The organism is Bradyrhizobium sp. AZCC 2176 (assembly GCF_036924645.1).
GTDB lineage: Bacteria > Pseudomonadota > Alphaproteobacteria > Rhizobiales > Xanthobacteraceae > Bradyrhizobium.
In genome coordinates this window covers 6,433,773-6,446,429 of the sequence record NZ_JAZHRX010000001.1, presented here as the reverse complement: position 1 = coordinate 6,446,429, position 12,657 = coordinate 6,433,773, and the positions used below count along the sequence as shown (strand labels likewise).

Genomic DNA, 12,657 nt, shown 5'->3' with positions numbered 1-12,657 from the left:
AGGCTTTCGCCTGTCACGATTGCGCGGCATAATGGCCGCATGGAACTCACGCCTCGTCTGCGCCTGATGAACTGGCTGGTCAGCCAGGGCCTCACAGGCCTCCCCGAAAATGACCTGATCCGCGGTTTCTGCGAACGCTGTTGCGCCGAAGGCCTCCCCGTATCGCGCGGGATGGTCTTCATTGACACGCTGCATCCGATTTTCGAGGGCCGCGGCTTTCGCTGGAACGACGCCGAGACCAACGAAAGCGACGTCTTCGAATATGGCTCGACCAACGAGGGCGAAGCCGCGGAGGCCTGGCGCAGTTCGATCTTCTATCACATGCTCGAAAACGGCTACGAGGAGTTGCCGATCGACCTCGGCGATGGCGGGACTCACAGGTTCAAGTTCGTGAACGAACTCGCCGAGAAGGGTCACAAGCATCTGGTCGCCTATACGCACCGCTTCGGTGACGCCGGCACCATGGGGCAGATGGATTGCGTCTACTCATATTGGGTGACGCGCCGCGACGAGGGCTTTGGCGCGCAGGGGCTGGCAGCGCTGCGCGACCTCGTGCCGGTGCTGGGCCTTGCGATCAAGACCGCGGCGCAGGCCGATATCGCCAAGACGCTTGGGCGGGTCTATCTCGGGCGCGACGCTGCCGAGCAAGTGTTGCGCGGAAAAATCGCGCGCGGCGTCACCGAGCGCATCAACGCTGTGCTGTGGTTCTCCGACCTGCGCGGCTCGACCACGATCAGCGAGAGCATCGAGCCCGGCGAGATCATTCCGTTCCTCAACGATTATGCGCAGGCCTCGATCGACGCCATCCATGACGCCGGCGGCGAGGTGCTGAAGCTGATCGGCGACGGCGTGCTGGCGATGTTCACCCATGACAACATGGCTGTGGCAAAACGCGCCGCGCTGCGCGCCGAACATCGCTTCCGCCGCAACATGAAGGCGCTCACCGCCCGCCGCACCGCCGAGGGCCGCACGGTGACGTCGGCCCATGTCGGCCTGCATGTCGGCGAGGTGTTCTATGGCAATATCGGCAGCGATGACCGGCTTGACTTCACCGTGGTGGGGCCGGCCGTCAACGAGGTCAGCCGCATCGCCTCGATGTGCCGCTCGGTCGAGCGGGAATTGCTGATGTCGTCGGCGTTCCGCGCAGGCCTCGATGCCGCGGGGCGGAACTACCTGGTATCCACCGGCCGCTATGCCCTGCGCGGCATCGGCCGGGCACAGGACCTCTACACGCTCGATCCGGACATTGCGGCGGATGAGGTGGTGGCGGGGAAGTATGAGCGGTATCTGGCAGGATAGGCCTGCTTTGCCCCGTCATTGCTTCGCTGCGCTCGCAATGACGATTTCAGTTCGCGCACGAACCAGCCAGCTAACACCGCGCCGGCTCGCCCACCATGTCCGGCTGTCGCGCCAGAGAGACGGCCGGCGACAGCAGGATCACCAGCGCCTGTGCGCCGAAGATCGCGGCCGCCAGATAGAGGCATGTTTCGGCGCCATAGAGGCCGCCGACGACGGCGCCGAGCGCCGAGCCGAGCGGCCGGGCGCCGTAGCTCATGATGTTGATGGCGGAGACACGTCCGAGCAACGATGGCGGCGTCACCGATTGCCGCAAGGTGGTGGTCGAGATCACCCACAGGATCGGACCGGCGCCGAGCAGGAAGAAGCTTAAGGCCGCGAGCCATGGCGTCGGCGCGATGGTCGTCAGCGCCATCACCAGCGCGGCGACGAAGCCGGTGACGGGTCCGAGCCCGATGACGATTCCGAAGGTCAGCCGCTTCATTATCCGCGTCGCCGCGAGCGCGCCCGCCACCATGCCGACGCCATACATCCCAAGCGTCACGCCGACGCCGGTAGCCGACAGGCCGAGGTGGCGCACGGCGTAGGGCACGAACACCGCGAGCAGCAGGAACGAGGCGGTGTTGAAGATGAACTGCGTGATGAACACCGGCCGCAGCAGCGCGTGATGCAGCACGAACGCGGCGCCTTCCCTGATCTCCTGCAGCGGATGGCGGCGCGGGGCAGGGGCGCGCGCCGGTTCATAGATGCCCGACAGCAGCACGACTGCGATCACGGACAACGCCGCGGCAAATCCGAAGGCGGGTGCGGCCCCGACCCATCCGACCAGCACGCCGCCGAGCGCCGGGCCGCTGGCGAACGCGATCGTGCGCGCCAGTTCGATGCGCGCATTCGCCGCGGGCAATTGTTCCGACGTCACCAGCGAGGGCACCAGCGCGGGCGCGGCGACGCTGTAAGCGACCGTTCCGCACACCGCGATGAAGCCGAGCAGCGAAAGCAGCGGCAGCGTCATCTGGCCGAGCCAGATCAGCAGCAGGATTCCGGCCAGCGCCGCGGCGCGCAGCGCCTCGGAGCCCGCCATCACCCAGCGCCGCGAGATGCGGTCGGCGAGCAGGCCGGCAGGGATCGCGAACAGGATGAAGGGCAGGGTGAGTGCGGTCTGCAGCAGGCCGGTCTGACCTTCGCCGACCCCGAGCAGCAGCACGGCGACGATGGGGGCGGCCGCCAGCGCAATCTGCTCGGCCGACTGTGCGGCGAGGTTGGACCATGCCAGGCGGTTGAAAGTTGCGGGCAGGCGAGGCGTGTCGGCGGCGGGTGACATGGCGGTATTCCCTTCCAGGATGGATTTGCCGGCATTGTCGGCTTCCGGGCTGGTCAAACCCACCCGCTTACCGACAAAGCGTCCACCTTCGAGGGCCAAGTTCCGTCGCGAAGTTGGCTAGATGCAGTTGCAAGTGAGTTGCAATAAAAGTGGATATCGGCCATCTTACTGAAATGGACGCCCGAACGCCCGCATTGGGCCCGAAGCCCGCGATCGAGAATGTATCTATGACCGACACGACTGCGGCCGGTTGGCGCGCCGATGCCGCCGCCGGTGCCCAAGCCAGCCTGCCCGAGGTCAACTCGACCATCCTGGTGCCCTTTGGTGGGCATTGGTCGCGCCGGCTGCTGGCCTTCCTCGGCCCGGGTTACCTGGTTTCGGTCGGCTACATGGACCCCGGCAACTGGGCCACCGACCTCGCGGGTGGCTCCAAGTTCGGCTACACGCTGCTGTCGGTGATCCTGCTGTCGAACCTGATGGCGATCCTGTTGCAGGCGCTCGCGGCGCGGCTCGGCATTGTCACCGACCGCGACCTCGCCCAGGCCTGCCGCGCCAGCTTTTCCCGGCCGGTCAACTTCATGCTCTGGGTGGCGTGCGAGGCCGCCATCATCGCCTGCGACTTGGCGGAAGTGATCGGCACTGCGATCGCGCTAAAACTCCTGTTCGGCATTCCCTTGATCGGCGGCGCGCTGATCACCGCGCTCGACGCCTTCCTGCTGCTGCTGTTGATGAACAAGGGTTTCCGCTTCCTCGAAGCCTTCGTCATCTCGCTTTTGATCGTGATTGCGATCTGCTTTGCGATCCAGATCACGGCCGCCGCGCCGCCGGTGGCCGCGGTGCTGCGGGGATTTATGCCGTCGACCGAGATCGTCACCAACCCTGAAATGCTCTACATCGCCATCGGCATCATCGGTGCGACCGTGATGCCGCATAACCTCTATCTGCACTCCTCGATCGTGCAGACCCGCGCCTATGAACGCAACGACAAGGGCCGCCGCGAGGCGATCAAATGGGCGACGACGGATTCGACCATCGCCTTGATGCTGGCGCTGTTCATCAACGCCGCCATCCTGATCGTCGCTGCCGCCACTTTCCACGCGACCGGCCGCACCGAAGTGGCCGAGATCGGCCAGGCGTTTGAGCTGCTGTCGCCGCTACTCGGGCTCGGCATCGCCTCCACCCTGTTCGCGGTGGCGCTGCTTGCCTCCGGCCTCAACTCGACGGTCACGGCGACGTTGGCCGGCCAGATCGTGATGGAAGGCTTTCTGCACCTGCGCCTGCCGAGCTGGGCGCGGCGGCTCGTCACGCGCGGCATCGCCATCGTTCCGGTCGTAATCGTTACCGCACTCTATGGCGAGCGGGGCACCAGCCAATTGCTGGTGTTCAGCCAGGTCGTGCTGTCGATGCAATTGCCGTTCGCGGTGATCCCGCTGGTGAAGTTCGTTTCCGACCGGCGCAAGATGGGCAAGTTCGCTATCTCCCGTTCGGTCGCCGCGGTGGCATGGATCGTCGCCGGCGTGATCGTCGCGCTGAACGTAAAACTCTTGTTCGAAGCGTTCTTCGGCTGAGGCGGCGCTGGGCAACAGCTCACGCGTTACTGGGCTGGTTGCCTGCAATCGCCCTGCGAACCATCCGCGCGAGGTCGGTGGCGCGGAACGGCTTCGACAACAGCAGGACGCCCGGGTCGAGCCGGCCGTGATGCACAATCGCGTTCTCGGTATAGCCGGACATGAACAGCACCTTGAGGTCCGGCCGCCGCCGCTGGGCTGCGTCGGCGACCTGCTTGCCCGTCAGCGCACCCGACAGAATCACGTCGGTCAGCAGCAGATCGATCTCGGCGTCACCATCGAGAGCCGCCAGGGCATCCCTGCCATTCTCGGCCAGTCGCGTCCGGTAACCGAGCTGCTGCAACTGCTGGACGACGAAATCGCGCACCATCGCGTCGTCCTCGACCACCAGCACGGTCTCATTGCCTGTCGAATCCAGTTCGACCGCCGTGGCGGGCGCCTCCACGCGCGCCGCTGCCTCGCTCCGCGGCAAATAGAGCTTCACGGTCGTGCCGTGCCCGACTTCGCTGTAGATCTTGATGTGACCATTCGACTGCTTGATGAAGCCGTAGGCCATGCTTAATCCGAGCCCGGTTCCTTTGCCGGTTTCCTTGGTGGTGAAAAACGGTTCGAACACGCGGTCCAGTATGGCGGCAGGAATGCCGGAGCCGGTATCGCTGACGGCCAGCAGGACATAGGCGCCGGGCTTGGCATCCGCGTTCTGCCGCGCATAGTGCTCATCCAGCACGACGTTGCCGGTCTCGATCGTCAACTTGCCGCCTTGCGTCATGGAATCGCGCGCGTTCACGGCCAGGTTGACCAGGGCGGCCTGCAGTTGCGCGGGATCGACCATGGTCAGCCAGATCTGGCGTTCCAGGCTGGTTTCCAGCTCCACCTGCTCGCCGAGGGTTCGCCGCAGCAGATGGTCGGTTTCCAGGACGATCTCGTTCAGATTGACCACGCGCGGCTGCAGCGGCTGCTTGCGTGAGAAGGCCAATAGGCTGCGCACGAGATCGGCTCCGCGATCGGCGGCGCGCAGGGCGATCTCGGCCGTCTCGCGGGCACGCGCGTCGGCGCCGGGCCATTCGGCCAGCATGTCCAGATTGCCGATGATCACGGTCAGGAGGTTGTTGAAGTCGTGGGCGACGCCGCCGGTGAGCTGGCCGACGCCTTCCATCTTCAGCGCCTGGGCCAGTTGGCGTTCCGCCATCCTGCGATCCGTTACATCCTGGCAGATGGCGACGACGCCAGCCGCGGCCGTTGGCGTGCCATCGTCCTGGAATCCCTCGGACCAGATGATGCGCACGCCGCCATCCGGGCGCGTGATGCGAAATTCCTGGCGATACGGCCCGCCGCCTTCGGCGCAGCGCGCGATCGTCTGGCCGAGCGGCTGCCGGTCCGCTTCGTGCACGGCCGCAAGGAACGCCTGCAGCGGAATTTCCTCGACCGGCTCCGGCCAGCCGAAAATGGCGGCGATCTGCGGCGACGGCCGGACCATTTTAGCCGCGACGTCGAAGGTGACGGCGCCCATGTGGGCGATTGACTCGGCCAGCAGCAACTGCCGCTCCCGGCTTGCCAGCCGCAGCGTTGCGGCGTGGCGCGCTCGCAGCAACCGCAGGATCGTCGCGGTCGCAATCGCGAGAGCCAAAATCTCCGCGGCGAGGAGGCCGCCATCGACGGCGAGATTGTTGCGCCATTCCGCGGATGCCGCCCTGCGATCGAGCGAAACCGCAAGCAGCAGTCCGGGCGACGGCAGCGCATGGAAGGCGGTGATGAGGGGGCGTCCATTGGGGCCGGTTTCCTCGTCCAGCAGGCCATCGGCTTTGCCGGCCCGGCAAGCCCGGTAGACCGGGTCTTCCAACGCCGGTTCGCCGATCGGGTCTCGTGACGAGGGCTCGCGGAACAGAACCTGCCCGTCAGGGTGCAGGATGCGGATCAGCCCGCCGGGACCGACATCGATCGAGTGGTAGAATTCGCGTAGCTGCTGCAGGCGCAAGGTGGCGACCGCGACGCCCTGGAACACGCCGGCCGGGCCTTCCAGCCGACGCCCGAGAGGAATCAACATCTCGCCGGACGCGCCCTTGAAGGGCCTGTCCGCCACCATTCCGGCATTCGCCTGGCGGCGCAGAGTCTGGAACAAGTAGAGATCCTGCCGCGACCGACCCAGGATGTTCGCGACCGTCGCATGCCGGATGATGCCTTCGCTGTCGGTGACGCTGAGCGATCCCGTGTTTGGCAGGCCGGCGATCGCGCCCATCAGCACGGCATTCCAGTCGTCGGCATCGCCGGACGGACCGCCTAGCCGTTGGCTTGCCGCCGCGATCTGCGCCAGCGAGGCATCGAGCGCGGCCACTGCCGCCTGCATGTGCGCGCTCAGAATGTAGACCAGGTTGGTGGCGCGCCGCTCTGCTTCGGTCCGCGCGGTGCGATAGCCATGCCAGGCCTGGAAGGCCTGCACGGCGAGCAAGGCAAGCGCGAACGCGACCGATGCGGTGACGATCCGCCGCTGCAGCCAGTCGTAAGATACGTGAGGAGGCATCGTAGCGGCGGAAGGGTCCAGCTCGTTCATGACGGGTAACTGCTCCACCGAACGGGCGCGTGGGAACTACCCATCGACGCTTTATCACGGCACTACAAGTTGAAGATATTAGCCGCCCGGCAAGAACGCCGACGGGAAGGGCGAAACGCGGCAGCGAGAGCTGCTCAATCCTGCGGCTCGGACGGCACTTCGCCCGATGCGTCCACGCGCAGCCAGCCTGAGGGCGCCAGCCGCTGCTGTGGCAGGAAGCGGCCCTTGTAGTCCATCTTCTTGGAGCCTTCGATCCAGTAGCCGAGATAGACGTAAGGCAGTCCGAGCCTGCGGGCGCGGGTGATATGATCGAGGATCATGAAGGTGCCGAGCGAGCGGCTTTCCTGCGACGGCTCGAAGAATGAATACACCATCGACAGCCCGTCGCTCAGCACGTCCGTCAGCGCCACCGCGATCAGTTCCTCGCCGCGCCCGGTGATACCGGAATCGACGCCGCGCTTGCGGTATTCGATGATTCGGGTTTCGACATGGCTGTCCTCCACCATCATCGCGTAGTCGAGCACGGTCATGTCGGCCATGCCGCCATGGCGGTGCCGCCTGTCGAGGTAGGCGCGGAATACGGAATACTGCTCCGACGTCGGCACCGCGCTGCGCTGTTCGCCGACGATGTCGGCATTGCGCGCCAGGACCTTCTTGAAGTTGCGCGAGGGGCGGAATTCGTTGGCGATGACGCGCACGGAAACGCAGGCGCGGCACTGGTCGCAGGCCGGGCGGTAGGCGATCGACTGGCTGCGGCGGAAGCCGCCATGGGTCAGGAGGTCGTTGAGGTCACCGGCCTTGTCGCCGACCAGATGCGTGAACACCTTGCGCTCGTGCCGGCCCGGCAGATAGGGGCAGGGCGAGGGCGCCGTCAGGTAGAATTGCGGGGTGTCACGCGAGTGCTGGGTCACGTCGGATCGTCAGGCCTCCGAAACAAATCATCCATAATGCTTTCCCGTTAAGAAAACGCGTCAAAACGAAAAAGAGCCGGATCCGGGCCTGATTTCATTTCCAGGCTGGACCGGCTCTAACATCGCGCCCCGAGGGCTGACGGTCAATTACAGTTTGCGGCTCGCTCAGTAGCTGCTGCGTGCCGAGGGTGCTACCTGGGTACGAACCGAGCTGTTGATGACCACGGTTCCCATGATGATGTCGTGCAGCAGCCGGCGACGGCCGTTGAACAGCCCGACCAGCAGTACCAGCGGCGACAGGAACGAGATCGAGACCCAGTACAGCACGGCATGGCAGGCGCCGAGTACGAAATAGCCGGGGGCGCCGTACCAGGTGCGCACCTCCAGATCCATCGCGCGCATGCCCATGGTGGCCGAATGCGGGCCGCCGATCGAGGCGCCGTAATAGACGATCGCCCACACGATGGTGGCCGGCCAGGCCAGCCAGAACAGCATCCAGCCGAGGCCGAGCGTGATGACGCCGAACACGGCAATGAAGATGTAGCCGAGGATGACCGGAACCGACAGCACGACGAGGTCGATCAGGAACGCAAACACCCGCCGCGTCAGCACACCGCGAAACAGTTCCGGCTGCAAATCGGGATCGAACGCATGCGGCGGCACCCCGCCGTCGTTCCGCCAGGCGCCGCCGGCATTTGAAGCGCCGCCAGAATTTGAAGCGCCAGAGCCGCTATAAGACATGGTCTGTCCTCCAGGCCGAATTTCCCGAACGGAACATGGGAACCGGCCAAGCGGTCGCCAAGGGCCTGCAACCATTAACAGCGTGCAATATTCGGTGGGCTGGGGAGCTGGGCACAACGCCTCCGTCGTCCCTGCGAACGCATGCGTTCGCAGGGACGACGAGGGAGGATTACCCCTGCGCCTTCAACTTCTCCGCGGCCTTCGGCGCAAAGTACGTCAAAATTCCGTCCGCGCCGGCGCGCTTGAAGCCGAGCAGGCTTTCCATCATCGCGCGGTCGCCGTCGATCCAGCCATTATTGGCGGCGGCCGCGATCATCGCGTATTCGCCGGACACCTGGTAGACGAAGGTCGGCATCGCAAACGTATCCTTCACCCGCCGCACGACATCGAGATAGGGCATGCCGGGTTTCACCATCACCATGTCGGCACCCTCGGCGATGTCGAGTTCGACCTCGCGCAACGCTTCGTCGGAATTGGCGCTGTCCATCTGGTAGGTGCGCTTGTCGCCGGTCAGCGTTTTCGCCGAGCCGATGGCGTCGCGGAACGGGCCATAGAAGGCGGAGGCGTATTTCGCCGCGTAGGACATGATCTGCACGTCGAGGAAACCGGCCTCATCCAGCGCCTCGCGGATCGCGCCGACGCGGCCGTCCATCATGTCCGAGGGCGCAATGACGTCGCAGCCGGCCTCCGCCTGCACCAGCGCCTGGCGCACCAGCACCGCCACCGTCTCGTCGTTGAGGATCTTGCCGTCCTCGATCAGCCCGTCATGGCCGTGGCTGGTGAAGGGATCCAGCGCCACGTCGCACAGCACGCCGAGCTCGGGGAATTCCTGCTTGATCGCGCGCACCGACTGGCAGACCAGGTTGTTCGGGTTGAGCGCTTCAGAACCGTTCTCGTCGCGCAAGGATGGCTCGGTATAGGGGAACAGCGCGATGCAGGGGATGTCGAGCTTTATCGCGCGCTCGGCGTCGCGCACCGCCTGATCGACGGTGAGTCGGTCGACGCCAGGCATCGAGGCCACCGGCGTGCGCGCGTTGTTGCCGTCGACCACGAACATCGGCCAGATCAGGTCATCGGTGGTAAGCACGTTTTCGCGCACCAGCCGCCGCGCCCATTCCGCCTTGCGGTTGCGGCGGGGGCGGATGGCGAGGTCCAGCGGGGTGGAGGCGAGGTCGGTCTGCCGCCGCGGCGCGTCGCGCATTTCGATCGGACGCCCGAATTTGATCGCCATGTGATGGGTACTCCTGAAGGCGCGGGTCAGTTTTGATTTGTTCCAGTTCTAGCACCTTGAAGGTGTCCCGTCACCGCGCCTTGATCCATCTCATCGGCAATTGATTTTACCGTCCCGGCGGGCCAAGACATCGCTATGAGAACATTTGGGGCCATGAGGACATTCCAGCCCGCGTTGAATCCCGATTCCGAGGTCGGCTACCAGGTCAACTGCCATGTCTGATACTTCGGCACGCGATCAGGGGCGCGACAAGGGCAGGGACAACGCGATGTCGATGGCGGCGATGTCGTCGGAGCGGATCGAGCCCGACGACAATGTGTGGACGCGGCGGCTGGTGCTGTTCCTGCGCATCATGGCGGTCATCTCGATCCTGAAGGGCCTGTACCACTGGGCTCAGGTGACGGGGTTCATCGGCAGCGAGGAAGAGGCGTTCGAGAACCAGTCGATGGCCTGGCAGACCGCCACCGTCTATTTCGCCGTGATCGAACTCGTCGCCGCTGTTGGCCTGTGGCTCGCAACGCCCTGGGGCGCGGTGGTGTGGCTCACCACCGTGGTGTCGATGGCGGTGATCGAACTGATGTTTCCCGGCATCTACGGCGGCAGTCTCACGGTGGTGGGATTCGAAGCTGTGATGCTGGCGGCGTATCTGGCGCTCGCCTGGATGGCCGCGCGCGAGCGCCCGCCATAGGATCACGCGGCACGTCCAGTGGCCTCGTGGTTCGAGACGCGCGGCGCTGCCGCGCTCCTCACCATGAGGGTCTGAGACCTCATCCTGAGGAGCGGCCACTTGGCTGCGTCTCGAAGGATGAAAGCCACCGCCGCTTCAACGTGTCAGTTTCCTGCCATAATTCATCCGCGTGCAGAAACCGCGACGCTATCCCGTAAAATTTTCAGATTTTTTTCCGGTAACGCTTCAGTCACCGTTAAGGGCCGTAAAGAGTTCCACCACACCTGTTACGCGAGGGTTTCGATTTCAGACGCACCTGTTTCCGAATGCGACAGGGCATGCAGACGAAGCGTGAACAGGCGGCCCCCACTGTCAATGAAAGGTTGCGAAAAGCCCTTTATCCATGGGCTTAATCGACGATTCACTGTCTTAAATTCATGATCTCTTTATTCTCTTATTTAAGCGGATCTTCAAACCGCCCCCTTAAGTTGAAGCTATCAGGCGGGACAAAAGTTTCGTCGAAATAAGTCGACAAAAACGACGACAGGGGAAGTGTCATGATCAAAGCCGTTGCAACGGCGGTGGAAACCGCTGAACGCTCTGCCGGTCAAACTCCGGTGCAGCCGCTCTATCTGGAAGCGTTGACCTTGGTGGAGCGGCTGCATCGCCGGCTACTCGACGTCATCAAGGACGAGTTCGACCGCCGCGGCCGCGCCGACATCAATTCGGTGCAGGCATTGCTGCTCTATAACATCGGCGACAAGGAGCTGACTGCGGGCGAGCTGCGCACGCGCGGCTACTACCTCGGCTCCAACGTCTCCTATAACCTCAAGAAGCTCGTCGAGCTCGGCTTCCTCGATCATCAGCGCTCCCGCGTCGATCGCCGTTCGGTCCGCATTCGTCTGACCGCGCAGGGCCAGGAAATCCGCAAGATCGTCGACGCGCTCTACCAGAAGCACGTCAAGACGGTGGAGCAGGTCGGCGGCATCTCGAACGAAGAGTTCGCGACGCTGAACAAGTCGCTGCACCGCCTCGAGCGGTTCTGGACCGACCAGATCCTGTATCGGCTCTGAGAATTTCGTTCGTCTAGCGGTCAAGCCGGCCAGATCATGATCCGATTTCTCGGATCATGATCGAAAAGACCGGCAGCCAACGGCAGACAAATGAACTGGCAAGGCAGTAAGCCTTGCTGAAAGCGCATCGGTCCCGGTCCTCCGGGTCCGGTGCGTTCTGCTTTTTGGAAAACCTCAAGTTGATGCTTTTGAATGTGCGTCTGTCCGATCGCTTGCCTGTGGCACGATCCGATTGTGCCGCTTGCACAATCCGATTGTGCCGCTTGCACAATCCGATTGTGCGCTTGCACTATCCGGATTGACTAGCCTTCGACGCCCCGCCCATAATCCCGGGAATAGAGGCTTCACGCACGTACCGGCCGCAAGAGTCGTGACGGCTTGACGCCCAAATGGGAAAAACGGGCTTGTCGGCATCGCGGCGTCCCATGTTCGGCGAGCAACAGCGCTTCGTGCTGTTTCTGATCGCGCCGGCTGCGCTGTTGCTGCTGCTGTTTCAGGTCGTGCCGATCGTGATCGGCGCCAACGCCAGCTTTCGCGACTGGGCGCTCTACAATCCCAAAAAGACCTGGATCGGCTTCGACCACTATGCCGCCGTGATAACCGATCCGGCGTTCCTTTACGTGGTGCTGCCGAATACCTTCGTGTTCATGGTGCTCAGCGTCGCCGGCGCGCTGGTGGCGGGGCTGATGCTGGCGCTGCTGCTCAATCGGCCGTTCCGCGGCCAGAAGCTGGTGCAGACGATCCTTTTGGTGCCGCTGATGGTGGCGCCGGTGATCGCCGCGATCATGATCCGCTGGATCTTCAACGACCAGTTCGGCATCGTCAACGTGGTGCTGGAAGCCATCGGCCTCGAAGGGCAGCCCTGGCTGGTCCAGCGCTGGAGCGCGTTCGGCATCATCCTTCTGACCGATATCTGGCTGTGGACGCCGTGGTTCACGTTGCTCTTGCTTGCAGGCCTGCAGAGCCTGCCGAAGGAGCCATTCGAGGCCGCCGCCATCGACGGCACCACCGCCTGGCGCGTGTTTCGCTACCTGACGCTGCCGATGCTGCGCCCGGTGATCGTGGTCTGCGTGGTGATCCGCGCCATCGATGCCTTCCGCACCTTCGACATCGTATGGACGCTGACCGGCGGCGGGCCCGGGCGCTCGACGGAATTGTTCAGCCTCTATGCCTATGTCCACGCCTTCCTCAATCTCGATCTCGGCCGCGGTTCGGCGGCGGCCATCATCGGTGGGCTCATCATCCTCGTGATCGGCGTGGTGCTCTATCGCTTCGTCGACCGCATCGCAAAGGCTTGATCC

At 64.2% G+C, this 12,657-nt stretch carries 10 protein-coding genes; 5 read left to right on the top strand and 5 right to left on the bottom strand.

The window, feature by feature from the left end; all coding sequences use genetic code 11:
- Nucleotides 1-39: 39 nt before the first annotated feature.
- A complete protein-coding gene (locus tag V1288_RS30545) occupies nt 40-1,299 on the top strand; it encodes an adenylate/guanylate cyclase domain-containing protein (protein WP_334360555.1) in 1,260 nt (419 codons plus the stop codon).
- A 70-nt stretch (nt 1,300-1,369) separates the two neighbouring features.
- On the opposite strand, the gene V1288_RS30540 is transcribed toward V1288_RS30545, so the two are convergent.
- Nucleotides 1,370-2,617 (bottom strand): MFS transporter, encoded by a 1,248-nt coding sequence (locus V1288_RS30540; RefSeq protein ID WP_334361447.1) that lies wholly within the window; start codon nt 2,615-2,617, stop codon nt 1,370-1,372.
- A gap of 173 nt (nt 2,618-2,790) precedes the next feature.
- On the opposite strand from V1288_RS30540, the gene V1288_RS30535 reads away from it, so the two are divergent.
- Nucleotides 2,791-4,185, top strand: coding sequence for an Nramp family divalent metal transporter (locus V1288_RS30535; protein WP_442893995.1), 1,395 nt, complete (start codon nt 2,791-2,793; stop codon nt 4,183-4,185).
- A gap of 19 nt (nt 4,186-4,204) precedes the next feature.
- Here V1288_RS30535 and V1288_RS30530 read toward each other — a convergent pair whose 3' ends face one another.
- The 4 genes from V1288_RS30530 to hemB all read right to left on the bottom strand — a co-directional run bounded on the left by V1288_RS30530 (nt 4,205) and on the right by hemB (nt 9,616).
- The gene (locus tag V1288_RS30530) at nt 4,205-6,733 is read right to left on the bottom strand and encodes an ATP-binding protein (RefSeq protein ID WP_334360553.1); all 2,529 of its coding nucleotides are present in this window, start codon (nt 6,731-6,733) and stop codon (nt 4,205-4,207) included.
- 134 nt (nt 6,734-6,867) lie between these two features.
- Nucleotides 6,868-7,644 carry an arginyltransferase gene (locus tag V1288_RS30525; RefSeq protein WP_334360552.1) on the bottom strand — a complete coding sequence of 259 codons (777 nt, stop codon included), beginning with the start codon at nt 7,642-7,644 and terminating at the stop codon, nt 6,868-6,870.
- Nucleotides 7,645-7,809: 165 nt separating this feature from the next.
- Complete coding sequence (locus V1288_RS30520) at nt 7,810-8,385, bottom strand: RDD family protein (protein ID WP_334360551.1); 576 nt, start codon at nt 8,383-8,385, stop codon at nt 7,810-7,812.
- 169 nt (nt 8,386-8,554) lie between these two features.
- Nucleotides 8,555-9,616: a porphobilinogen synthase gene (gene hemB, locus V1288_RS30515; protein ID WP_334360550.1), complete on the bottom strand. Its 1,062-nt coding sequence runs from the start codon at nt 9,614-9,616 to the stop codon at nt 8,555-8,557.
- Nucleotides 9,617-9,830: 214 nt separating this feature from the next.
- Here hemB and V1288_RS30510 point away from each other — a divergent pair, with 214 nt between their 5' ends.
- The 3 genes from V1288_RS30510 to V1288_RS30500 all read left to right on the top strand — a co-directional run bounded on the left by V1288_RS30510 (nt 9,831) and on the right by V1288_RS30500 (nt 12,654).
- Nucleotides 9,831-10,304 carry a DUF6163 family protein gene (locus tag V1288_RS30510; protein WP_334360549.1) on the top strand — a complete coding sequence of 158 codons (474 nt, stop codon included), beginning with the start codon at nt 9,831-9,833 and terminating at the stop codon, nt 10,302-10,304.
- Nucleotides 10,305-10,840: 536 nt separating this feature from the next.
- Complete coding sequence (ldtR, locus tag V1288_RS30505; protein WP_028345688.1) at nt 10,841-11,356, top strand: transcriptional regulator LdtR; 516 nt, start codon at nt 10,841-10,843, stop codon at nt 11,354-11,356.
- 404 nt (nt 11,357-11,760) lie between these two features.
- On the top strand, nt 11,761-12,654 hold the full coding sequence (locus V1288_RS30500) for a carbohydrate ABC transporter permease (RefSeq protein ID WP_334360548.1): 894 nt from the start codon (nt 11,761-11,763) through the stop codon (nt 12,652-12,654).
- Nucleotides 12,655-12,657: the final 3 nt, after the last annotated feature.

What these genes read in the sequence shown, in the direction of transcription:
- V1288_RS30545 (WP_334360555.1), top strand. Translation starts at nt 40, where the DNA reads ATGGAACTCACGCCTCGTCTGCGCCTGATGAACTGGCTGGTCAGCCAG.
- V1288_RS30540 (WP_334361447.1), bottom strand. Translation starts at nt 2,617, where the DNA reads ATGTCACCCGCCGCCGACACGCCTCGCCTGCCCGCAACTTTCAACCGC.
- V1288_RS30535 (WP_442893995.1), top strand. Translation starts at nt 2,791, where the DNA reads ATGGACGCCCGAACGCCCGCATTGGGCCCGAAGCCCGCGATCGAGAAT.
- V1288_RS30530 (WP_334360553.1), bottom strand. Translation starts at nt 6,733, where the DNA reads ATGAACGAGCTGGACCCTTCCGCCGCTACGATGCCTCCTCACGTATCT.
- V1288_RS30520 (WP_334360551.1), bottom strand. Translation starts at nt 8,385, where the DNA reads ATGTCTTATAGCGGCTCTGGCGCTTCAAATTCTGGCGGCGCTTCAAAT.
- hemB (WP_334360550.1), bottom strand. Translation starts at nt 9,616, where the DNA reads ATGGCGATCAAATTCGGGCGTCCGATCGAAATGCGCGACGCGCCGCGG.
- V1288_RS30510 (WP_334360549.1), top strand. Translation starts at nt 9,831, where the DNA reads ATGTCTGATACTTCGGCACGCGATCAGGGGCGCGACAAGGGCAGGGAC.
- ldtR (WP_028345688.1), top strand. Translation starts at nt 10,841, where the DNA reads ATGATCAAAGCCGTTGCAACGGCGGTGGAAACCGCTGAACGCTCTGCC.